23 protein-coding genes are annotated in these 21,208 nt (G+C 69.1%); 13 read left to right on the forward strand and 10 right to left on the reverse strand.

Annotation, left to right across the window (positions count from 1 at the left end):
• Positions 1-158 precede the first annotated feature (158 nt).
• The 3 genes from LDL48_RS36890 to LDL48_RS36900 all read right to left on the reverse strand — a co-directional run bounded on the left by LDL48_RS36890 (position 159) and on the right by LDL48_RS36900 (position 2,377).
• Complete coding sequence (locus tag LDL48_RS36890) at positions 159-728, reverse strand: HEAT repeat domain-containing protein (protein ID WP_225259800.1); 570 nt, start codon at positions 726-728, stop codon at positions 159-161.
• 613 nt (positions 729-1,341) lie between these two features.
• Positions 1,342-2,013, reverse strand: a complete 672-nt coding sequence (locus LDL48_RS36895; RefSeq protein WP_225259801.1) for an MBL fold metallo-hydrolase — start codon at positions 2,011-2,013, stop codon at positions 1,342-1,344.
• Between the two features lie 67 nt (positions 2,014-2,080).
• The gene (locus LDL48_RS36900) at positions 2,081-2,377 is read right to left on the reverse strand and encodes a hypothetical protein (RefSeq protein WP_225259802.1); all 297 of its coding nucleotides are present in this window, start codon (positions 2,375-2,377) and stop codon (positions 2,081-2,083) included.
• 90 nt (positions 2,378-2,467) lie between these two features.
• Here LDL48_RS36900 and LDL48_RS36905 point away from each other — a divergent pair, with 90 nt between their 5' ends.
• On the forward strand, positions 2,468-3,085 hold the full coding sequence (locus LDL48_RS36905) for an ATP-binding protein (RefSeq protein ID WP_225259803.1): 618 nt from the start codon (positions 2,468-2,470) through the stop codon (positions 3,083-3,085).
• A 177-nt stretch (positions 3,086-3,262) separates the two neighbouring features.
• On the opposite strand, the gene LDL48_RS36910 is transcribed toward LDL48_RS36905, so the two are convergent.
• The 4 genes from LDL48_RS36910 to LDL48_RS36925 are packed head-to-tail and all read right to left on the reverse strand — an operon-like array spanning position 3,263 to position 5,540.
• On the reverse strand, positions 3,263-3,514 hold the full coding sequence (locus LDL48_RS36910; protein ID WP_225259804.1) for a hypothetical protein: 252 nt from the start codon (positions 3,512-3,514) through the stop codon (positions 3,263-3,265).
• A 58-nt stretch (positions 3,515-3,572) separates the two neighbouring features.
• On the reverse strand, positions 3,573-4,316 hold the full coding sequence (locus tag LDL48_RS36915) for a signal peptidase I (RefSeq protein WP_225259805.1): 744 nt from the start codon (positions 4,314-4,316) through the stop codon (positions 3,573-3,575).
• Positions 4,317-4,332: 16 nt separating this feature from the next.
• On the reverse strand, positions 4,333-4,929 hold the full coding sequence (locus LDL48_RS36920) for a hypothetical protein (RefSeq protein WP_225259806.1): 597 nt from the start codon (positions 4,927-4,929) through the stop codon (positions 4,333-4,335).
• On the reverse strand, positions 4,929-5,540 hold the full coding sequence (locus tag LDL48_RS36925; RefSeq protein ID WP_225259807.1) for a CalY family protein: 612 nt from the start codon (positions 5,538-5,540) through the stop codon (positions 4,929-4,931). Before LDL48_RS36925 ends, LDL48_RS36920 begins: the two co-directional genes overlap by 1 nt.
• A gap of 275 nt (positions 5,541-5,815) precedes the next feature.
• Between LDL48_RS36925 and LDL48_RS36930 the strand changes: the two genes are divergently transcribed.
• From LDL48_RS36930 to LDL48_RS36945, 4 genes are all read left to right on the forward strand, one after another.
• Positions 5,816-5,980 (forward strand): hypothetical protein, encoded by a 165-nt coding sequence (locus LDL48_RS36930; protein ID WP_225259808.1) that lies wholly within the window; start codon positions 5,816-5,818, stop codon positions 5,978-5,980.
• A 377-nt stretch (positions 5,981-6,357) separates the two neighbouring features.
• Positions 6,358-7,260, forward strand: a complete 903-nt coding sequence (locus LDL48_RS36935) for an ADP-ribosylglycohydrolase family protein (protein WP_225259809.1) — start codon at positions 6,358-6,360, stop codon at positions 7,258-7,260.
• 258 nt (positions 7,261-7,518) lie between these two features.
• Positions 7,519-8,763 (forward strand): diguanylate cyclase domain-containing protein, encoded by a 1,245-nt coding sequence (locus LDL48_RS44820; protein ID WP_225259810.1) that lies wholly within the window; start codon positions 7,519-7,521, stop codon positions 8,761-8,763.
• A gap of 221 nt (positions 8,764-8,984) precedes the next feature.
• The gene (locus tag LDL48_RS36945; RefSeq protein WP_225259811.1) at positions 8,985-9,518 is read left to right on the forward strand and encodes an SMI1/KNR4 family protein; all 534 of its coding nucleotides are present in this window, start codon (positions 8,985-8,987) and stop codon (positions 9,516-9,518) included.
• Positions 9,519-9,533: 15 nt separating this feature from the next.
• On the opposite strand, the gene LDL48_RS36950 is transcribed toward LDL48_RS36945, so the two are convergent.
• The 3 genes from LDL48_RS36950 to LDL48_RS36960 all read right to left on the reverse strand — a co-directional run bounded on the left by LDL48_RS36950 (position 9,534) and on the right by LDL48_RS36960 (position 11,775).
• The gene (locus tag LDL48_RS36950) at positions 9,534-10,355 is read right to left on the reverse strand and encodes an alpha/beta fold hydrolase (RefSeq protein ID WP_225259812.1); all 822 of its coding nucleotides are present in this window, start codon (positions 10,353-10,355) and stop codon (positions 9,534-9,536) included.
• Positions 10,356-10,374: 19 nt separating this feature from the next.
• Positions 10,375-10,926, reverse strand: coding sequence for a DJ-1/PfpI family protein (locus LDL48_RS36955; protein ID WP_225259813.1), 552 nt, complete (start codon positions 10,924-10,926; stop codon positions 10,375-10,377).
• Between the two features lie 105 nt (positions 10,927-11,031).
• Positions 11,032-11,775, reverse strand: a complete 744-nt coding sequence (locus LDL48_RS36960) for a GntR family transcriptional regulator (RefSeq protein WP_225259847.1) — start codon at positions 11,773-11,775, stop codon at positions 11,032-11,034.
• A gap of 290 nt (positions 11,776-12,065) precedes the next feature.
• Between LDL48_RS36960 and LDL48_RS36965 the strand changes: the two genes are divergently transcribed.
• The 8 genes from LDL48_RS36965 to LDL48_RS37000 all read left to right on the forward strand — a co-directional run bounded on the left by LDL48_RS36965 (position 12,066) and on the right by LDL48_RS37000 (position 21,137).
• Positions 12,066-13,499 carry an extracellular solute-binding protein gene (locus tag LDL48_RS36965; RefSeq protein ID WP_225259814.1) on the forward strand — a complete coding sequence of 478 codons (1,434 nt, stop codon included), beginning with the start codon at positions 12,066-12,068 and terminating at the stop codon, positions 13,497-13,499.
• Positions 13,496-14,446 (forward strand): carbohydrate ABC transporter permease, encoded by a 951-nt coding sequence (locus tag LDL48_RS36970; RefSeq protein ID WP_225259815.1) that lies wholly within the window; start codon positions 13,496-13,498, stop codon positions 14,444-14,446. Before LDL48_RS36965 ends, LDL48_RS36970 begins: the two co-directional genes overlap by 4 nt.
• Positions 14,446-15,357, forward strand: coding sequence for a carbohydrate ABC transporter permease (locus tag LDL48_RS36975; RefSeq protein ID WP_225259816.1), 912 nt, complete (start codon positions 14,446-14,448; stop codon positions 15,355-15,357). Before LDL48_RS36970 ends, LDL48_RS36975 begins: the two co-directional genes overlap by 1 nt.
• Positions 15,357-16,424, forward strand: a complete 1,068-nt coding sequence (locus LDL48_RS36980) for an ABC transporter ATP-binding protein (protein WP_225259817.1) — start codon at positions 15,357-15,359, stop codon at positions 16,422-16,424. Before LDL48_RS36975 ends, LDL48_RS36980 begins: the two co-directional genes overlap by 1 nt.
• Positions 16,424-17,500 carry an ABC transporter ATP-binding protein gene (locus tag LDL48_RS36985; RefSeq protein ID WP_225259818.1) on the forward strand — a complete coding sequence of 359 codons (1,077 nt, stop codon included), beginning with the start codon at positions 16,424-16,426 and terminating at the stop codon, positions 17,498-17,500. Before LDL48_RS36980 ends, LDL48_RS36985 begins: the two co-directional genes overlap by 1 nt.
• On the forward strand, positions 17,460-18,953 hold the full coding sequence (locus tag LDL48_RS36990) for an NAD-dependent succinate-semialdehyde dehydrogenase (protein ID WP_225259819.1): 1,494 nt from the start codon (positions 17,460-17,462) through the stop codon (positions 18,951-18,953). The genes LDL48_RS36985 and LDL48_RS36990 overlap by 41 nt, the downstream gene beginning before the upstream one ends.
• 36 nt (positions 18,954-18,989) lie before the next feature.
• Entirely contained in the window at positions 18,990-20,207 is a 1,218-nt protein-coding gene (locus LDL48_RS36995; protein WP_225259820.1) for an iron-containing alcohol dehydrogenase, read from the forward strand.
• A gap of 135 nt (positions 20,208-20,342) precedes the next feature.
• On the forward strand, positions 20,343-21,137 hold the full coding sequence (locus LDL48_RS37000) for a hypothetical protein (RefSeq protein ID WP_225259821.1): 795 nt from the start codon (positions 20,343-20,345) through the stop codon (positions 21,135-21,137).
• Positions 21,138-21,208 lie beyond the last annotated feature (71 nt).

Consider the following 21,208-nt stretch of genomic DNA (forward strand, 5'->3'; position numbering starts at 1 on the left):
GGCCAGATCGGGACCGGCTCCGGAATGTCTTTCCTCCGCCACCTGACCGTCCGGCCGAGTCGGACAACCGGTGATCGCGCAAAGCAGGTAATCGAAGGTAAGGAATGGCGGGAGAAAGATTCCTGCCGGACCACGGGTACCGCGGCCGTGCGCTCCGCTCAGAGGTCACGGTCGAGTCTCCTCCGCATCGAGGAAAGGGCCAGACGGGCCGCCCGGCGGACCTCGTCGTCGGGATCGTCCGCGCCCTCGTACAGCGCGTCGGCATGCTCGGCCTCACCCACGTCGCCGATCGCCCGCGCCGCGGCCGCGCGGACCCGGGGAACGTCGTCCGCGACCAACAGAGCAAGCCGGTCGCCGGCCTCGCCCAACTCGAACCGGCGGACCACCTTGGCGGCCATCTCCCGCACCCGCCACGCCGGATCGTCCAATGCGGCGACCACGACCGGCGCGGCGGCCGGAGCCCACTCGTGCAGCAGGCCCCGTGCGGCCCACACCCGCGGCCAGTAGGCCTGATCACCCAGGTCCGCGCCCCGGGTAGCGAGCAGCTGTTCGGCATGCCGGCCGCCGAGCCAGGTCAGCGCCGGCTCGTCGGGCGCGTCCGGCGGCACCCGGCCGGCCAGCAGACCGATGCACCACAGGCCGATCCGTTCGGGCCCGAACACCCGCACGGCGCCACGCAGGAGGACGCGGGGGTGGGCCCACAGATCAGGCGGCCGTGTCTGGGTCACCGTCACACTCCCTCCTCGCCGGCCGAAGGCCGCTGTGTCCACACACAAGTTCGCATGGCGTCGGGTGGGTCGCCAGGAATCATCACGGCTCTGCGGACGTCCGCAGTAAAGGGGAGCACCTTGCGGCGGGACGTACGGGCACCCGGATCACAGGCACCATTGATTTGGCGCACATGGTGGCTTTCCGTAGTCGAGCTGTCCTTCTGCGCTTCCCCGACTGCATTGACGTCCGCCTCCGCGACTCAGAAACCAGAGACCGCTCGAAATACCGAAATAGGTTGCGGAAGTCCGCAGTTCTGCATCGGACGGCGGCCCGGCTTCGACCGACCGCCGCGATGCGGTCACCCATCGTGTCCACAGTCGTCTCCCGATCCCGGTGACGTAGACCGATATGTCCATGTAAGTATCTTACTGGCTAAGATGATCGGGGCAAGGTGGTCAGCATTGCACGCCCTGCCAAGCCGCTCGGCCGGCCACGGCGGACCAGACTCTGCAGCTGCTGACCCTCTGGATCACTGAGGTCGAGCCGACGTGATGGTCACAGTGGCCGGTCGTCCCCGGCAACGAGCACATGACCGGCGGTGCCATGAGCGGATGCGGCACCGCCGGTCGGCTACCGCGCGGCGAGGTCCCGGAACCTCTCGACCGCACCTCCGGCCACTGCCTTGCCGTGACCGAAGACCGCGACGTCGAAGGACAACGCGGCCAGCTTGGCGACGCTCGACCGGGCCGTTGTCGGGTCCGCGTTCAACGTCCGTGACATGTGGCGGACCTTCGTACCCCCGCCGGTCGCGGCGTCACCGGCGAAGAGGATGCCGTCCGCACGGTCGAGCAGGTAGGACACGTGCCCCGCGGTGTGGCCCGGAGTGTGGAAGGCGCTGAAGCCGGGCACCGACACCGGTCCATCAGCGGACAGGCTTTCATCCACCATGACCGGTTCGGGCTTCCCGGTCACCAGCCTGGCGAGCGTCCGCTGCACCGCCGGGAGCGGCATCGGGACGGCACCCGTGATGACCGGTGCGTCGATCGCATGAGCGACCGTACGCGCGCCGGAGCGCCGACGCAGGGCAGCAGCGCCACCAACATGGTCGGCGTGCCAATGGGTGAGCAGAATGGTGCGTACGTCGCCGATCGTCTTCCTGGCCTCGCCCAAGGCTCGCTCGATCGTGCGTGACTTGCCCGGCAGTCCGGTGTCGACGAGAACAACTCCGTCATCGGTCAGCACGAGGTGCACGTGCACGAACCCCACCGCGATCTCGAACACGCCCTCGGCGATCTGCAGCATCCTCGGAGCATAGGCCGTCCTCGACCAGCCGGAGTCGCGACAGCGGGAAGCGTCGATGTCGGATACTTCAGCGAACGCGACCCAATGAATCCCACAGCCACCGCTGATACTCCTCCTGGAGGTGGACGCCGACCTGACGCTGTAGGCCAAGCTCCCCCAGATAGCCGCGGGTGATCGGTACGTAGGTCCGCTCTGCCGGATTGCCGTTTGCAACCAACAGGTGTCGGGTGCTTCGGTCACGCTCCCACAGCTGAATGGCTTGCGTCACCCGCCACTCCTCGCCCTGGCCAGTGGGGACGGCGATCGCATCGACAGGGCCGAACGGCCAGCGGGCCATGGCGAGGATGCCGAGGAGGATCTCCATGACCTCGAGGACCTGACTCGAACCTGCTTGAGCGACGGCTGCCGTGTCCACGATTCGCGGGATCCCCCTGCCGAGCAGTATGGCAAGACGATGGAAGCGACGATTTCCGGTAACGCAAACGAAATCGCCTTCGGTGGATCGACAATCTCGATGGCTGAGTTCGGGCCGCTGTGCGAGGCTCCGCCGGTGGCCTTGATCTGGGTGACGGGGAATTCGGGCGTCGGCAAGTCAACGGTTTGCGACCTGCTCAAGCGCCGAGGGTGGGTGGCGGTCGACGCCGACTGGGAGGGATACAGCCACTGGGTGGATCGAGTCAGCGGGCAGGTCGTCGCCGACCCGCCGTTCCCGGTCCCGGCCGGCTGGCTGGATCGCTACGGGTGGCGGATGGCCAGGGAGAAGGTCGAGTCCCTCGCTGCGCGAGCCGCCACGACGACCGTCTTTCTCTGCGGATCGGCCGAGAACGGCGACGTGGTGGACGATCTGTTCGACCTCGTGATCTGTCTCGTTGTCGACGACGAGACGCTGACAGCACGGTTAGCGAGCCGGACGACGAACTCGTTCGGCTCGCACCCGGAAGAACTGGCTGCCGCGTTGCGGGCGAACCGGCCAACGGAGTCCGTGCACCGGCGGCCGGACGTTGTGATCATCGACGGCACTCAGCCGATCGCGTCCGTAGTGGACGCGGTTCTCTCCGTCGCGGACGTCTGACTTTCGTCAGCGTTGCCGGAAGCCGCCGCTCTCGTGACGCAGCTCGAGGCTGCGGAGCGCGTTCGGCCGACGCCCCCGAGCGCGCCACTCGCGGCAAGCCTGACACGACTCCTGTGCCCAGGCGCGGCGACGGCTCTCCGGTACGTTGACCGATGCCGGGCCGGGTGCCGGACCGCCTCAGCCCAGAAAGTCCATCGACATGCCCACCCTGTCGAAGTCACGGGCGGCGAGAGTATCCCTGGTGGTCACGTAGTAAAGCGTCACGAACTCGGTCTGCGGCTCACCGTCGACCATAACGTCGTGGAGATAGAACTCGGCGAGCAGCACCTCCCCGTCGTCGGCCTCCACCGGAACACCCAGCCCGCCGGTGTTCGAGCTGCCGTATCCGCCGAGGACGAGCGAGGCCCCGGGAGTGCTGATGTTCCACATGATCTGTTCGAAGAGCCGTTCGTCGTCGCGCGGCTCCCCCTCGAGGTAGACCGCGCTCTCACCGTCCGGCTGCGGTCAGGATCTCGAGGTCTTCTAGCGAGGCGCAGAGCCGTCGGGCATGGTCGTGCACCGTGGTGGCCATCTGTACGTCCATGGCCGGGCGGTCGTCGTGGTGTTCGGTGAGGATTTCGCTGTAACCGATGATTGCGGCCAGACGGTGACGCAGATCCTCGGCGGTGGCCAGATCTAGGCCGGCGGCCAGGGAGGGCTTTGCGGCTACCGGGTCGCCGTCGTCACAGGTGGGTCGGCGGCGGCGGCTGAACACGGCGGCGGCGGACAGGAGCACGAACAGCCCGACCCAGGACAGCGCCGCGGTGGGAGACTGCACGCTGGCGTGCACGACCCGGTAGAGCCGTCCGATGTGCGGAACCGCCGCTTCGACGCGATGTATGACGGAGCGGCTGGTGTCGATGGTCCACGGATCGTCGGCGGCATTCGCGTCGCCCCGGGTGTGGAGGATGCGTGCGCCGTCGACGACACCGATCTCGACCACCCGGTGCATCACCAGGTCGGTGCTGCCGGGGCGGGCGTACACGGCCACGTCCCCGACACGGAGCTGGCCGGCGTCGACCGGGCGGGTGACCACCAGCGAGTTGACGTCGATGGTGGGAGCCATCGAGCCGGAGAGCACGGGCAGCACCCGGGCGTGGGTGAGCATCGCCGCGATCGAGGCGCAGGCGAACAACAGCACGGCGACGAAGGCGGTGCCGAGCACCAAGCGGTGCAGTCTGGTGCGGCGCATCAGTGGTCTCCTCGGGTCATCCCTGCGTACGGTTCCGCCCACCGGCGGGCAACACCGCGCTGCCCATCCCGATCTTTGCCCAGCCCCCGACGAGCAGGCTGTTCACGTGCACTTTCAGGAACCGGCTGGTGCCGGCCGCCAGCGTTGCGTTGGCAGCGGCCGTCCCCCCGAAGTTGATCGGCGGGCGGTTCCCCATCGCGGCGCCGGCCACCAGGACCGTCGCGCCGCCCGGGCAGCTACCGAGCACGGTGAACGCGGTCGGGCAGGACCAGACGCTCAGCTGTAGCGGACCGGCGCCCGCCGAGTGGGTCACCGCGCCGGTGAACGTCGCCGCGGTCGATCCGGTGTTGGTGATCGTGAAGTACTCGACGGTCAGTGCTTCGACGAGGGAGAACGACGTGGTGAAGGCCGCCGCGTCGGAGCCGGACAGCGTGTACTGCGCGCGGGCCATGCCCACCGTGCCGGACTGCCAGGCGGCCTGTGTCGCCCAGGACGCGGCGGCCGGCGCGGCCCGCACGGCGATGGTCGCCAGCAGGACGACGAGTAGCACCAAGCAGCGGGCGGCCCGGCGCCGCCCGACGGCCGGGCACACCGCGTTGGTCGCGGTCGACATCAGCCGCTCGTACGGTCTCGGTTCCCGACCGCCGTGGTCGTACCGGTGATCGCGACGTTGATCTTGCCGGTGGCGCCCTGGAACGTCGCCTGATCGGCGCCCGCGTCCAGAACGAACCGGTACCGGAGGTGACTGGTGGCCCCGGCCGCGATGTCGCCCAGCGCAACGGTGCCGGCGGTGGCCACGTCGCGTACGGTCACGATGGGCGTGGTGGAGCCGGAACACGACCCGTCGCCGGCCCACGCAAGCGAGCATGCGTCCACGGCCAGGCGCAGGCCGCCTGCGCCGGCCAGCGTGCCCGTGCCGGTCACGGCGGCGCTGAACGACTCGGTCACCGTGCCGGTGTTGACCAGGTTGGCGTACCGGTACAGATAATCACCGGGCAGCATGTTCGCGACACCGCTGGTGAAGGTGGTGCCGTTGGTGTCGGTGTGGGTGAGGCCCATCGCCGCGGCGCTGTGGTCGCCGGTCTGCATCGCGCTGGTGCTGACCCACGACGCGAACACCCCGGTACCGGTCAGGCCGGCCCCGACCGCCCCCAGCGCGACCACCGCGAACCATCCACCGACCCGGCGCCCGGACTGGTGCTTGCCTTCACAACGCTGACACATGACGACTCCCCCGAGTGGTAGCGGCGACTATGGCGGCCGATACGGACCAGTTCGGCGCAAACCCCGGCCCGCCGAGGCGCAACGGGGATCGTCACCGGTGCAGTTGGGGTTCAGCACGCTCCACCACAAACCGCCACGAGCGCCGACCGAACCGGGGAAGGGAGGACCGCAACACCCTTACTTGGCCGTTTGACGCACACTTGGTTAGCGGGTCTCCGCAGACCGGCGCTTTCTTGCGGCATGACAGTGCATACGGAGTCTCGTACAGCCAGCTCGTGGACGAAGTATCCGTCTGGCGCCTGGTCGAGGATGCCCGCTCGGAGATGGGCGCCGTCACGGAGCTCGTGTCTCAGGCACTGTTGCGCCGTCTTCGCACGTTGCGGCCGAATGCCATCGAACGGTTCCAGGAGTTGTGGGAGCTGGCGCAGGACGAACTGTAACAAAGTGGAGGCACGACGGCACTTCCGAGGCTCACCACCTACCTGGACGTCAATCGATGGACCCCGCGTCCTTGGGAGCGTCGCTCCGGCTGACGAACCGTCCGCACGACGGGCTATGGGGATTGCCTTAAAACATTCGACGCACGGTGGTGGTGTCGACCGCGATGTGTGGCGCCTCGTCCGGTGGTTCGCCGTGTACGTCGGTGCCGATCGCGGGGCCGCGACTGTCCCGGCCTACACCCGTTAGCGACCTGCAGACAGTGCCGGCAGCCGGCGACCGGTGTGTCGGCCGGCCTTCGACCGGATCGCGTTTCAGCGGGCACGCGCCGGTCAAATCCAGGTGGAACTGCCGGGGCCAATTGGGCGATCATCGTTCGATGGCGAATCGGGCAGCGGCGGTGTCGGCGATGCGGGGTCTTGCGTTGGGCGACGCGTTCGGTGAGACGTGGTTCTTCCGTCCCGCCGACGTGGTGGAGACCGCACTGGTTGAGCGGCGAGTCAAGGATGGACAGTGGTCGTGGACCGACGACACCGCCATGGCGCTGTCACTGCTGCAGATCCTGCACCGGCATGACCGCGTCGATCAGGACGCTCTGGCCGCGGCGTTCGCGGGCGCCTACGCCGCCGACCCGTATCGCTGCTACGGCGCATCGATGCACGACGTACTGCAGGCAATCGGCCAGGACGAGGACTGGGAGGCCGTGACCCGGCGCCAGTTCGACGGGATGGGGTCGTGGGGCAACGGTGCGGCTATGCGAGTGGCTCCGCTCGGAGCGTGGTTCGCTGACGATCTCGACACGGTTGTGGCCGAGGCGGCCCGGTCGGCCGCAGTTACTCACGCCCATCCGGAGGCTACTGCGGGAGCCGTGGCCGTAGCGGTCGCGGCGGCGTTGAGCGTACGTGGCGTCTCGGGCCACGATCTCATCGCGGCGGTCATCGACTGGGTGCCGGACAGCGAGGTCGCATCGCGACTGCGGCGCGCCGACCGAATCGCGTCATCGTCCGATCCTCGTCATGTTGCCGGGATGCTCGGCTGCGGCGAGCAGATCTCGGCCGTCGACACGGTTCCGTACGCGATCTGGTCCGCCGCCACCCACCTCGACGATCTCACCGAGGCGCTGTGGGCGACCGCCCTGCCCGGCGGCGACATGGACACCACCTGCGCCATGGTGGGCGGAATCATCGGCGGTCGTAAGGGACTGACCCGGGTACCCGCCGACTGGCTGAGCGCGTGTGAGCCGCTACCAGCGTGGGTCGATGACATCAGCGACCAGCCGTAGGTGGCCGCGCGGACATCCGAACGTGGACTGCGTGCCGAAACTCACCGCAGCGAGCGAATCGCGCAGTCATCGGCACGATGCATGCATCACCCCGATGGCGGACCACCCACGTGATGATCCTGCTCGGCGCACGCTCCCGCATTGACGTCGCACAGCCCCGTGCGTCCCGCCAGCTCACAAGACCCCCACGACTGCGGTACGCCCCGGTTGCGCCGCCGTTGAACCCGCGCGGCAACCCGGGCACCGGAGCCTGTTCTCGTGGTCGCCCGTCTCGTCACCGCGGTCCGCCGTGAGCCCTTGCGCTCGCTGCGGTTGTTCTTCCTGGTCATGTTCCTGCTGTCCACGCTGCCCTCCCTGGTACGCGTGGTCACCTCGCACCTGTCCACCACGGCCATCGCGACGAGCACTGCGGTGATCGTGTGCATGGTGGTGCTGCGCATCGTGGAGGTACGGCGGGGCCGCCCGGTGTCCTACCTGACGGACGCGGCCGAGCTGATCGGCCTCTTCCTCGTCTACGCGCAGATCCGGGACATCGACGTGGTCGCACCGATCATGTTCCCGGCGGTGATGTTCCGCGCGGCGACCCGGACGCTGCCCCGGCTGCTCCCCTTCGTCGTCGGCCTGGTCGCGGTCTGGATCACCGCCGACGCGACGGTGCCGGGCATCAACCCCGACCCGGGCGTGATCCTGTCGCTGCCGTTCATGGGGATGGCCATCTTCGGCATGCAGCACATGCTGCTCAAGTTGCAGGAGCACCAGCGCGAGCAGAACGCACTGCTCGGCGAGGTGCTGAACCGGCTGCCGTTCCCGGTCGTGGTGACCGGCACGGACGGCGGCGTGGTGCTGGCGAACCCGGCCGCGGCCGCACTGACCGGCGCCGAGCGGCTGGACGACGCGCTGCGGACGGCGGGGGCCGACGAGATCACCCTGACCCGGCCGGACGGCTCCGACGCGAGGGTCCGGGTCGAGCCGGTACCGATCGAGCAGGGCACGGTGTACGCGTTGCTCGATGTCACGGCGCAGCGCGAATACGAGGCGCACCTGCACCACACCGCCTTCCACGACACCCTGACCGGCCTGCCCAACCGGGCCCTGCTGTGGCAGCGGTTCGCCGAGGCCGGCGAGTCGTACGCCGTCCTGCTCGTCGACCTGGACGGGTTCAAGCACGTCAACGACACCCTGGGGCACGCGGCCGGCGACGACCTGCTGATCAGGGTGGCCGACCGGCTGCGGCACACCTGCGGCCCGGAAGCCACCGTGGCCCGGCTGGGCGGGGACGAGTTCGTCGTGCTGACCACCGCCGACCCGGCGCCGATGGCCGCCGCCATTCGGGCCTCGTTCGAGTTGCCCTTCCGAACCGGCGCTGGGCTCATCCACGCCGGCGGAACGGTCGGCTGGGCCGTCCACGAGCCGGGCCGGTGCGCCGACGAGGTACTGGCCCTCGCCGACCAGGCCATGTACCAAGGCAAAGCCCGAATCGGCGTCCGGGCCGGTAGCCGCTAGCGGTAGTGCCATGAGCCTGGTCGCCACCGGCATCAGGCCATCTCCCGGCCGGGACGAGACGTGTGCGAACATCGTTGCTCGCACCTCGGCGATCAGGCGATCGTCCTCCACTGCGGACAGATGGCGGGCCCTCTGGGATCCACCTGGCCCGCCTACCTGACGAAGAGCGGTGAGGTCTTGTTCGGCGAGCTCATCCCGGCCACGCCGGTCCTGGGGAACGGATGCTGACGCTGGGTGACCTGGAGCGTGTCGCGCCGGCGCTGCTGCCTCATCGGTCGGCAACCGTGCGGCCCGTCGACTGGCATTTGCTGCGGACCCACCTGGGGATCACGTTCCCGGCGGACTACCGCGCGTACGTGGATCATTATCCGGCTCTGTCGTACGACGACTTCATGATGATTGTGGTGCCCGAACCAGGTGACGAGAGTGGTTACCTTCGCGGAGCGTTCGAGACACTCGAGATGATGGACCGCCTGGCCGAGCGCGGCATGACGGAGGACTACACGTTCCATCCGCACGAGGGTGGGCTGTTTCCGTGGGGCGAATCCAACGAGGGGGATCTCTTCTTCTGGCGCAGGAACGGCCCGGACCCCGACCGGTGGCCGGCCGTCGTCCATACGTCGAACGGCGACTGGTGGGAACACGAGGGTGGCCTTGTGTCGCTGATGGTGGGCCTCGTCGACGGATCGGTCGAGCACCTGGGCCTGCCGCCGGAGCCGGGACCGAACCCGACGATCGAGCTGATGATGCGCTAGAAGCCCGTCGCGGTATCAGTGACCTCGGTCCCGGCCGAGGAAGCACGACAGGAGTTCCCGGAACGCGTACGGGTGCTCGATCGCCGGCACGTGACCGCATCGGCCGAGCACGTGCAGACGGACGTCCGCCAGGTGGTCGAGCAGGGGCAGGGCGGCCGTCCGGAGCGGAGTGACCCGGTCCTCGGCCCCGTGGACGAGCAGCACCGGCGCGCGGACCGCAGCGAGCGTCTGCGCCGAGAGGGCGAGCGCGTCGGCCCACCGCGCCCTCGGCGGAGGGAACAACGACGCGAACGCGGCCTCCCCCGCTCGCATCGCAGCCGCCCGGGCATCGACGGCCGCGTCGGTCACGAGCGCCTGGTCGAGGACGAGGCGGCTCAACATGTCTCGCGCCCCGCGCGGGCCGGCCGGGGCGGCCCAGATCGCGTCGAGGTCGGCGGACAGCGGCGCCCCGGGGGCGCCCATCGTCGAGACCGCCACGACCCGGGTGACCTGCCGGGGGCGCGCGGCCGCCAACGCCAGCGCCACGGCACCGCCCATGGAGTGACCCACCACGGCGTAGGAATCAACATCGAGAGCATCCATCAGGCCCGCGGCCTGCTCCGTCCACAGCCGGAGCCCGCCCCTGTAGCCCGCCGGGACGGGGGTACGGCCGAATCCCGCGTGGTCCGGAGCCACCACGTGTCGGGACGGGCCCAGCGCCTGCGCGGTCGTCGACCAGGCGCCGGACCCGGTCGTGCCGGGTCCGGAGCCGTGCAGCATCAGCACCGTGGGCCCGGCGCCGCTCTCCAGGACGTGGACGGGAGAGCCGTCGACCGTGACGGTCCGACGTGTCGTCACCGGGACAGGCCGGCTGCGCTCATGCCGATGCGGAGTTGACGGACTTCGAGAAGACCTCCATCATCGCCCGGCCGAATTGCGGCATGTCGGGCCACCCCCGGCAGGAGACGAGGTTGCCGTCCACGACGTCGGGAGCGTCGATGACCGTCGCGCCCGCGTTCTCCATGTCACCGGTGATCGGGGGGAAGCACGCCGTCCTCCGGCCCTTCAGCAGCCCGTACACGGCCGGCACCTGCGCGCCGTGGCACACCAGCGCGATGGGCAGGTTGCGCGCGAAGAAGTGCTCGGTGATGCGCCGGACGTCGGCGTCGACCCGGATCCACTCGGGGGCCCGTCCCCCGGGGATGATGAGCGCGTCGTAGCGCTCGACGTCAACGTCGGCCCAGGGCACGTCGACCGGCAGCTTCCGGCCGTTCTTCTCCACGTAGGCGTCGGAGTTGGGGTCGAACTCGTGGATGACCAGTTGCACGTCGCGCGTCGTCCGTGACGCGACGTCAACGTCCCAACCGCCCTCCTGCACGCGGTAGTAGGGATACATGGTGTCGAGTTCCTCGGCGGCGTCGCCGGTCATGAGCAGCGCTCTGGGCACCTGCTTCTCCTCGCATGTGGGGGCGTGAGGTAGATCCAATCCGATCCGATCTGGTGTGAGTCAGCATTCCTCGGGCCGGCACGCCCGTCAAGCCTCTGCCGTCCCCCCGTCCGCGCCCTCGACCTCGTCGAACAATCGGCGGAAACGCTCGCCGGACCGCGAGATGTGCCGACGCATCGCGTAGGCGGCCGCGTCCGGGTCACGCGCGGCGATCGCGGCCACGATCTCCTCGTGCTCGGCCATGGCCAGGTGGGTGACCTGGGTGTCGCGGTGCAGCCGGAAGAGGTGCACGTGACTGTGCAGACGAGCGAGCGCCTCACGGATGACCTGGTTCTCCGCGCTCAGGGCGACGAGGTCGTGGAAGGCGGCGTCGCGTAGCCCGAAGGCGCCGTAGGCCGTGGGCCCGTTGCCCTCCTCCAGCTCGGCCATCTCCTTCAGCATTCGGCGCAGACCGGCCACCTGTTCCAGGGACGCGCGTTCAGCGGATCTGCGCGCCGCCGCCGGCTCGAGGAGCAGGCGCACCTCGAGCATGTCCTCGAATCGGTGGCGGGTGATCTGCGGGGGAATGCGGTAGCCCGCATGGGGCACGCGCACGACCAGGCCCTCGGCCTCCATACGGTTCAGAGCGTCCCGGATCGGCGTCTGGGAGACCCCCAGCTCTCGCGCCAGGACGTCGATCGTGACGCGGGAGCCCGGCTCGATCCGTAGCGACATCAACTGCCCGAGCAGCGTGTCGTACACCTCGTCGGCGAGCCGGCCGCGAGATCTGCCCGGCAGCACTCCGCCCGCCGCCGCGCCCCGGTCAGGCGCGATGATCGCTTCGTCGTCCATCGTCACGTGAGGTCCCTTTCCTGCGTCTTCGCACGCCTGTTGACATCGGTCACAACGCTGCGACATGCTGACGCTCTCACTAGATCGTATAGGAAAAGTGGCGGATACTCGCCGTCTCCCCACCACCGCGGAACCGCCCGCCATCGCTCTCCTTCGATCGCCTGGAGCTCCCGCCCGGTCCGCGGGTCGGGGCCTTCGACAGCCCCGCACCACGCCTGAACGACCCGGCAACTGCTCGGCGAAGCACTAAGCGAGGCTCTGGAATTCCCACCCAGAAAGCAGGCAAGAAAATGCGATATCCGAAGCGAAGGGGACGACTGCCCGTCCCCGGCCGAAAGATCCATCTGGCGACGGCGGCCATGCTGCTGGTCGCCACGACCACGGCGGCGTGCGGCGACGGCCAGGACGACGGCGCGAAGGCGAGCGCCCCCAAGGCGCCGGCAACCATCCCGGAGCTCACCAAGGACCCGCTGACCCTCAGCTTCATCTGGTTCGAATGGCCCCCCGCCCAGGCGCTGGAAACCTTCGCGAACGCGGAGTACAAGAAGGAACGGCCGAACGCCACCATCAAAGTCAACACCGTACCGAACGCGAACTGGCACGACGCGATGTTCACCCAGTTCGCCGCGCGCAAGACCGACTTCGACATCGCGATCCTGGACTCGCAACACATCGGCGAGGCCGTGACGAACGGCAACATCCTCGACCTCACCGATTTCGTCAAGACGAACATCGACGTCAACGCCTACAACCCGTACCTCCTGGCCGCCTACGGCCAGTTCCCCCAGGCCGAGACCGGCCAGCGGGACGAGAACGCCAGCCTGTACGGGCTGCCGCTGCTCGGCGACACCTGGACGATGATCTACCGCAAGGATCTGATCGGCGACAAGCCACCGCAGACCTGGGACGAGATGATCTCCGTCGCCGAGAAGTGCCAGGCGGACCATCCCGGCGTCAGCGGGCTGGCCTTCCACCAGGCCAACGGGTCCGACGCCGCGGCCGTCACCTACAACACGGTCAACGGCGTCTACGGCGGCAACCTCTGGAACGCCAAGGAGCGCAAGATCGAGGGCGTCCTCAACGACGCCGCCGGCCAGGAGGCGATGAACGTCCTGGTCACCAAGATGAAGCCGCTGACCGCCAAGGGCTCCGGCAACTGGTTCATCGACGAGGTGAACGCGGCGGTCGCCCAGGGCAAGGCCTGCATCGCATTCAACTGGATCGCCGCAAGCGGCGGCCTGCTCGACCCGAAGCAGTCGACGCTCGGCACCACCCGGGAACAGATTCTCGACAAGCTGGGTTTCGCCACCCTGCCGAGCCAGAAGACGAACCTGGTGCCGCTCGGCGGGATGGGGATGCATGTGTCGGCCTACTCCGCCGCGGCGAACCAGGCGGAGGCCCTGAACTTCATGAAGTGGTTCGAGCGGGCTGACATCCAGAAGAAGTGGGCCGCGGCCGGTGGCGTGCCGTCCCGGACGGACGCCTTGGAGTCGCCCGAGTTCCTCAACGCCGGGCCGTTCAACCAGGTCTACACCGACTCGGTGCCGCGGATGCGCGACATGTGGAACGTCCCCGAGTACGCGCGTCTCGTCGACATCGAGAACACCAACGTGAACGCGGCACTCAACGGCGCGAAGAGGCCGAAGGAGGCACTCGACGACATCGCCAGGGACCAGCAGAACGTGCTCGACTCCAGCGGCCGCAAGGGCGGCGGAGGACTGTGAGTTCCCCCGTCCACCTGTCGACCGGCCGTCCCGGGCAGGAGGCGCCGGCCACGCCCCCGGCACCGGGCCGGACCAGCCGGTTGAGCGACCGCGGGCTCGCCGTGGCCTTCATCTCCCCCGCGCTGCTGCTGTTGCTCGCCATGTCGGTGTTCCCGTTGCTGTGGGCGCTGTACCTGTCCTTCACCGACTACTCGGCCACCCGCGGGGACGCGCCCCAGTTCGTCTGGTTCGGGAACTACACCGCCATCCTGACGTCGGCGCAGGTCCACCTGCGGGCCTTGACGACGTTGATCTACGTGGTCGGCGCGGTCGGCCTGCAGACCCTGCTCGGCTTCACCATCGCCTACCTGATCTCCCGGCGTACGCGCGGGCGAGGACTTCTGACCACGCTGTTCCTGGTCCCGATGATGCTGTCACCGGTCGTGGTCGGGCTGTTCTGGCGATTCATGCTGGACGCGCAGTTCGGCGTCATCAACAGCATGCTCGGCTCGCTCGGCCTGGGGCAGGTGGAGTGGCTCACCCGGCAGCGCACGGCACTGATCTCGCTGATCGTGGTCGACACCTGGCAGTGGACGCCGTTCATCATGCTCATCGCCCTGGCCGGTCTCACCGCGGTGCCCAAGTATCTGTACGAGGCCGCCTCGATCGACCGGGCATCGGAGTGGTTCCGGTTCCGCACCATCACTCTTCCGCTGGTGTGGCCGCTGCTCCTGATCGCCGTGCTGTTCCGGGCCATCGAGGCCTTCCGGCTGTTCGACCTCGTCTACATCCTCACCAGCGGCGGTCCGGGAGTCTCCACCGAAACGTTGTCGTTCCACGTCTACAAGGTCGCGTTCCTGGGCTTCAACACCGGAACCGCCTCGGCGTACGGGATTCTCATGGTCCTCGTCGTGATCGTCCTCACGCAGCTCTACCTGCGTTACCTGAGCAAGCTGAAGGAGGACTGATGGCCGTCTCCGTCAACGAGGCCGTGTCCCCGGGCCCCGTCCAGGATCACCCGCCGCCCGCGCGCCGCAGTAGCGGCCGGGGCCGCGCCATGCTCGAGGTCGCGCTGCTGACCGTGCTGGCCGTCGTGATGCTCTTCCCGGTGCTGTGGATGATCGAGACGTCCATCAAGGAGAACCGGGACGTCTACGCCGTTCCGGCCAAGTTCTTCGACTTCGAGGTCACCCTGGACCACTACAGGGACGTGTTCATCGCCTCCGGTGGCGGTCGCTCAGCCTTGTCGGTCTCGTTCCTCAACTCCGTCATCGTCGCCGGGGTCTCCACGGTGCTGGCCACCGTGCTCGGGGTCCCGGCGGCCTGGGCCTACTCGCGCTTCACCTTGAGGGCCAAGAAGGACCAACTGTTCTTCATCCTGTCCACCCGGTTCATGCCGCCCGTGGTGGTCGTGGTCCCGATCTTCCTGATGTACCGCTACGTCGGGCTCATCGACACCGCGCTCGGCCTGATCCTCATCTACACCGCGTTCAACGTCCCGTTCACGATCTGGATGATGAAGGGGTTCGTCGACGAGGTGCCCGCGGAGTATGAAGATGCGGCCATGCTCGACGGCTACACCCGCTTGCAGGCGTTCCGGAAGTTCACCCTCCCCCTGCTCGTGCCGGGCATCGCCGCGACGGCGGTCTTCGCGCTCATCTTCTCGTGGAACGAGTTCGTGTTCGCCATCTTCCTCACGTCCAGCGAGAACGTGCGGACGGCGCCACCGGCCATCGCCGGCCTCATCGGTGGCACCACTGTGGACTGGGGTCTGGTGGCCGCCTCGTCCGTGGTGTTCGCCCTACCGGTACTCATCTTCGCCTACCTGGTGCGCAAGCATCTCGTCGCCGGCGTGACGCTCGGGGCGGTGCGACGCTGATGGCGGGCATCGAGGTGACCGCCCTGCACAAGCGGTACCCGGACGGGACGGTCGCGGTCGAGCACGTGGACCTGTCCATCGGCGACGGCGAGCTGTTCGTGATGCTCGGCCCGTCGGGTTGCGGCAAGACGACCACGCTGCGGGCCATCGCCGGCCTGGAGAGGCAGACGACGGGCGACATCCGCATCGGCGACACGCTGGTCAACGACCTGCCGCCGGCCGAGCGGGACATCGCCATGGTGTTCCAGTTCTACGCCCTCTACCCGCATCTGAGGACTCGCGACAATCTGGCGTTCCCCCTGCGGGCCGAGGGACTGCCCAAGGCGGAGGTGCGTGAGCGGGTCGACGAGGCCGCCCGGCTGATGCGGCTCATCCCGCTGATGAACCGGCGACCCCGCCAGCTGTCCGGCGGGGAGCAGCAGCGCGTCGCGCTCGCTCGCGCCCTGGTGCGACGACCGCGCGCCTTCCTCATGGACGAGCCCCTCACCAATCTGGACGCGGAACTGCGGGCGGACATGCGTACGGAAATCAAGCACCTGCAGGGAGAGCTGGGGACGACGATGGTCTACGTCACCCACGACCAGGTCGAGGCGATGTCGCTCGGTCACCGCATCGCCATCCTCAACAGGGGCCGCGTCGAGCAGATCGGTACGCCGCTGGAGGTCTACGACCGTCCGGCGAGTCTCTTCTGCGCCGCGTTCGTCGGCTCCCCGCCGATGAACCTGATCGAGGTGGAGGTGGCCGACGGGAAGCTCTGCGGTCAGGGCGGCCTGGCCCTCGCGCCACCGCCGGGCCTGCCGCGCGACCGCCGCCTGGTCGCCGGCGTCCGGCCGGAGGCGCTGGAAGTCGCCGAACCAGGGGCGGAACGGTCCGTCCCGGCCCGGGTGGTCTCGGCGGAGTGGCTCGGCGACGAGGTCATCTATGTGGTCGACCACGGCGGTCAGCGGGACGTCCGGGTGCGGATGCCGTCGACCGTCCGTTTCGCCGCCGACGCGAAGGTCGGGCTGCGGCACACCGGCGGAGCCCCGGCGGTCTACGACGTACGCACGGAAGAGTTGGTGGCCTGATGGGAACCGTCGCAGCGCACGGGCTGTGCAAGTCCTTCGGCCGGGTCCAGGCCCTGGACGGGGTGACGCTGGACGTGCCGGACGGCTCGTTCTTCGTCATCCTGGGGCCTTCCGGAGCCGGCAAGACGACGACGTTGCGGGCGATCGCCGGCCTCGAGAAGCTCGACGCCGGGTCGGTGCACCTCGACGGAAGGGACGCGACCGGTGACGCCCCGGCCGCGCGCGACCTGGCGATGGTCTTCCAGAACTACGCCCTCTACCCGCGACTCACCGCGTACGAGAACATCGCCTCACCGCTGCGGGCACGCCGCTGCTCGGCGAGCGAGATCGCCACTGCCGTGGAGCGGGTTTCGAACCTGCTGCACATCGACCGCCTGTTGCAGCGTCGGCCCGCGCAGTTGTCGGGCGGTGAGATGCAGCGGGTCGCCCTGGCCCGGGCACTGGTCCGCAGCCCGCGCGCGTTCCTCATGGACGAGCCGCTGACGAACCTCGACCTCAAGCTACGTGTCGAGATGCGTACCGAGCTGACCCGCATCCACCGCGGCCTCGGCGCAACCTTCGTCTACGTGACCAACGACCAGGTCGAAGCCCTGTCCATGGCCGACCGGGTCGCGGTCCTCAAGGAGGGGAAGGTGCACCAGGTCGGCACGCCGGCCGAGGTGTACGAGCGTCCGGTCAGCCAGTGGGTCGCACAGTTCGTCGGAAGCCCCCCGATCAGCCTGCTCGCGTGCCACGCCGAGGGAGACCGCCTGGTCGGTGCGGAAGGCTGGACGCTGCCGCGGCCCCGCGGGACCACGGCCGAGGACGGTCGGACGTTGCTGTTGGGCCTGCGCGCGGAGGACCTGTCCGTCGAGACGCGCGGGGAGGCGTCGTTGCCGGGTGAGCTCTACGGGCTCGAGCCGCTCGGCGACCGGACGGTGGTCGACGTTCGGGTGGGCACCACGATCCTCAAGGTCAAGGCACGACCCACCGTCACCGGTACGCCGGGCGAACGGCTGCGGGTCACGGTCGACCTGGACCGTGCGCACCTGTTCGATGCGGGCACCGGGCTGTCGCTGTCCGGGGCCGGGCGGTGATCGCGTGAACGTTCCGGCTCCCGAACACCGACGGCTCCGGATCGGCGACACGTGGCGCGACGCGACTGGCGGCGCCACCTTCACCGTCGAGGATCCGGCGACCGGCAAGACCATCGCCGAGGTGGCGGACGCCGGGGTCGCCGACGGGCTCGCCGCTCTGGCTGCGGCGAGCGAGGCGATGCCCCGGTGGGCGGCCACCCCGCCGCGGAAACGGTCGGAGATGTTGACCGCCACGTACCGGGCACTGACCGAGCGGTCCGAGGACGTCGCCCGGCTGATCACGCTCGAGATGGGCAAGCCGCTCGCCGAGGCCCGGGCGGAGGTGGCGTACGGCGCCGAGTTCTTCCGCTGGTTCGCCGAGGAGGCGGTGCGCGTCGAAGGGCGCTACAGCACCGCTCCCGCGGGTGGATATCGCATTCTCACCGTGCCGAAGCCGGTCGGACCGTGTGTCTTCGTGACGCCCTGGAACTTTCCGTTGGCCATGGGCGCCCGCAAGATCGCTCCTGCGCTCGCGGCAGGTTGCACGACGATCACCAAGCCGGCCTCCCAGACGCCCCTCACGATGCTGTTCCTGGCCCGCATCATGGAGGAGGTCGGCGTTCCCCCGGGCGTCGTCAACGTGGTGCCCACCACGCGCGCCGGCGCGGTGGTCTCGGCACTGCTGGCCGACAACCGTACCCGCAAGCTCTCGTTCACCGGGTCGACCGAAGTCGGGCGTGTGCTGCTACGGCAGGCTGCGGACAACGTGCTGCGCACCTCCATGGAGCTGGGCGGCAACGCGGCCCTGATCGTGTGTGCCGACGCCGACCTGGACGTCGCGGTCGACGGCGCCATGGTGGCCAAGATGCGCAACATCGGGGAGTCCTGCGTCGCGGCCAACCGGATCTACGTCGAGGAGCCGGTGCGGGAGGAGTTCACGGCGCGCTTCGCCGAGCGGATGGCCGCGCTCTCGGTGGGCCACGGTCTCGACGACGGCGTGGACGTCGGCGCGTTGATCGACGAGAACGCGGTCAGCAGGATCGCCGAGCTCGTGGCCGACGCGGTCGATCGCGGCGCCCGGGTCGTGGTGGGCGGTGAACGTCCGGCCGGGCCGGGCCACTTTTACCCGCCTACGGTCCTCGTCGACGTGCCGGACGGGGCGCTGATGCTGGGGGCGGAGATCTTCGGCCCGGTGGCGCCGATCATCTCGTTCACGTCCGACGACGACGTTCTGAGGAGGGCCAACGACACCGAGCACGGCCTGGTCGGATACGTGTTCACCCGGGACCTTCGGCGGGCGCTCCGATTCGCCGAGGGGCTGGATACCGGGATGGTCGGCATCAACCGTGGCCTGATATCGGACCCGTCAGCTCCGTTCGGAGGCGTGAAGCAGTCCGGGATCGGCAAGGAGGGATCGCACGAGGGCATCCTCGAGTACCTCGATCTCACGTACGCGGCGATCGACCTACCGTGACCGGCCGGCCGCTCCGGGCGCCAGAAGGGCACCGACATGCTTGAGACTGTCCGCGGACCACGCCAACTGATCGTGGGCGAAGGAGTCGCGCAGAACATTCCACGAGTGGTGGCCGAGAGTGGCTCACGGGTCCTCATCGTGACCGACCAGGTTCTTCTGGCGCAGCCGGGCGTAACCGAGATCGTGGCCGCCGTACGCAAGAAGGTCGAGCTCGTCGAGGTGTTCGCCGACGCGAGTCCGGACGTACCCCTCGCCGATGTCGCTTCGGCCGTCTCGGTCGCCGCCGAGGTGGACGCCGACGTGATCCTGGCCATCGGTGGCGGCACGGTGATCGACCTGGCCAAAATCGTCGGCGTGATCCGGCGCCATGGCGGGACGCCGCGCGATTTCTACGGCGAGTCGAAGGTGCCCGGCCCGACGTTTCCGCTCGTCGCGGTCCCGACGACGTCAGGCACCGGTTCCGAGCTCACACCCGTCTCCGTTCTGACCGACCCGGAACGTGAGCTGAAGGTCGGGGTTTCCAGCGTCCACCTCGTACCCGACTTCGCCATCGTCGATCCCGAACTCACCTACACCTGCCCGGCGACCGTCACCGCCCACTCCGGCATCGACGCGTTCTGCCACGCGGTGGAGAGCTACACCGCACGGGCCCGGACCCACGGACCGCGCGATCCGGTGGAACAGGTTTTTCTCGGCCGCAACCCGATCACCGACCACTACGCGCTCCTGGCCGCGGAGCGCATCGCTCGCAGCTTGCGCCGCGCCGTCCGGGACGGAGGCGACACGGACGCGCGCGCGGACATGTCCTATGGGTCCATGCTGGCCGGGCTCGCGTTCGCCCACGCCGGCACCGCGGCCCCGCACGCCCTCCAATACCCCATCGGCGCCGCCACCCACACGCCGCACGGCCTGGGCGTCGGGCTGCTGCTGCCCTACGCTCTGCACGCGGCCAGGAATGCCGTCGGCGACCGGTTGGCCGTCCTCGCCCGGGTGTGCGGGCTCGACGTGACCGGCGCCTCGGATGCCGAGGCGGCAGATGCGTTCCTCATCTGGCTCGACGGGCTCCTCGCCGACATCGGCATCCCTCGCACCTTGGCGGACATCGGCGTGTCACGCGCCGACCTCCCCCGCTTCGCGGAGATGGCCGGTGGCGTCACCCGCCTGATTCAGAACCATCCCGGCTCGACCGACACCGCCAGCCTGACCGCGATCCTCGAAGCGGCCTGGATCGGGGACCGAACCGACACGTCGTGACTCCGAGCAGCACGCGAGCCGGTCGGCCGGAGCCCGGACCCGCATCGGCGGACGTGACCCGTCCGCGCCGGGCCGCGTCCGATGTGGCAGGTCGCGTAGGGTCTGGCGATCATGTCATCGTCCGAGGAGCCCTCCGTGTCATCCGAGAATCGTCCTCCGGTCAGCGAGATTCTCAACGTCATGCCGGAACTCGCCCCGTACGGCAAGCAGGCGGCCATGCTGTACCCGGTGCCGGGCGCGCCGGGAGTTCAGGACAGTTCCATCGGCGGCCCGCTGCTGTGGCCGATCGAGGATACGTGGCCGACCTGCCTCGTGCCGGACGAGGAGGACGAGTCCGGGTTCCCGCCGAACGCGATGGTGCCGGTCGCGCAGATCTTCGCCCGGGACGTGCCCGGTCCCTGGTGGCCGGCCGGCTTCGACCTCCTGCAGATCCTCTGGTGTCCGACCAACCATTGGGATCCACCCCGGGGGCAGGCCGGCGGCAGCCCGGTCATCGAGCTCCGCTGGCGCCGCGCGGCGGACGTCCGCGACGTGCTGACCACCCCGCCCCAGCCGGACCGGTACGACAGCGACGACTGCTACACGCTCACCCCGTGCACGATCACCGCCGAACCGCTCGTGGACTTTCCGTTCTTCGACGAACTGCCCAAGGAGTTGCAGCCGCGGCTGGCGGAAGCGTCCAAGCAGATCCACCCCGGCGGCGATGTCATCACCTGCCTCGCCGGCTGGAAGGTCGGCGGCTGGCCTACCTGGCAGGCGACCTACCCGCACAGCTACCTCGTGCCCTGTACCGTCTGCGGCACCGCGATGCCGCTGGTCTTCACCGTCGCCAGCGACGACCGGGTGGGCACGAATGTGGGACGGTTCGGCGAACTGCGACTGTTCATCTGCCCTGACCATCACCAGACGTTCCAGGCGGACGTGTACTGACCCGGCGACGTCCACCGCCGGCAGGGCACGGCATCGTCGCACGGCCGGCGGACGGGTGCGCGCACGCCTTC

The sequence above is a fragment of the Jidongwangia harbinensis genome (assembly GCF_020216025.1).
Lineage (GTDB): Bacteria > Actinomycetota > Actinomycetes > Mycobacteriales > Micromonosporaceae > Actinoplanes > Actinoplanes harbinensis.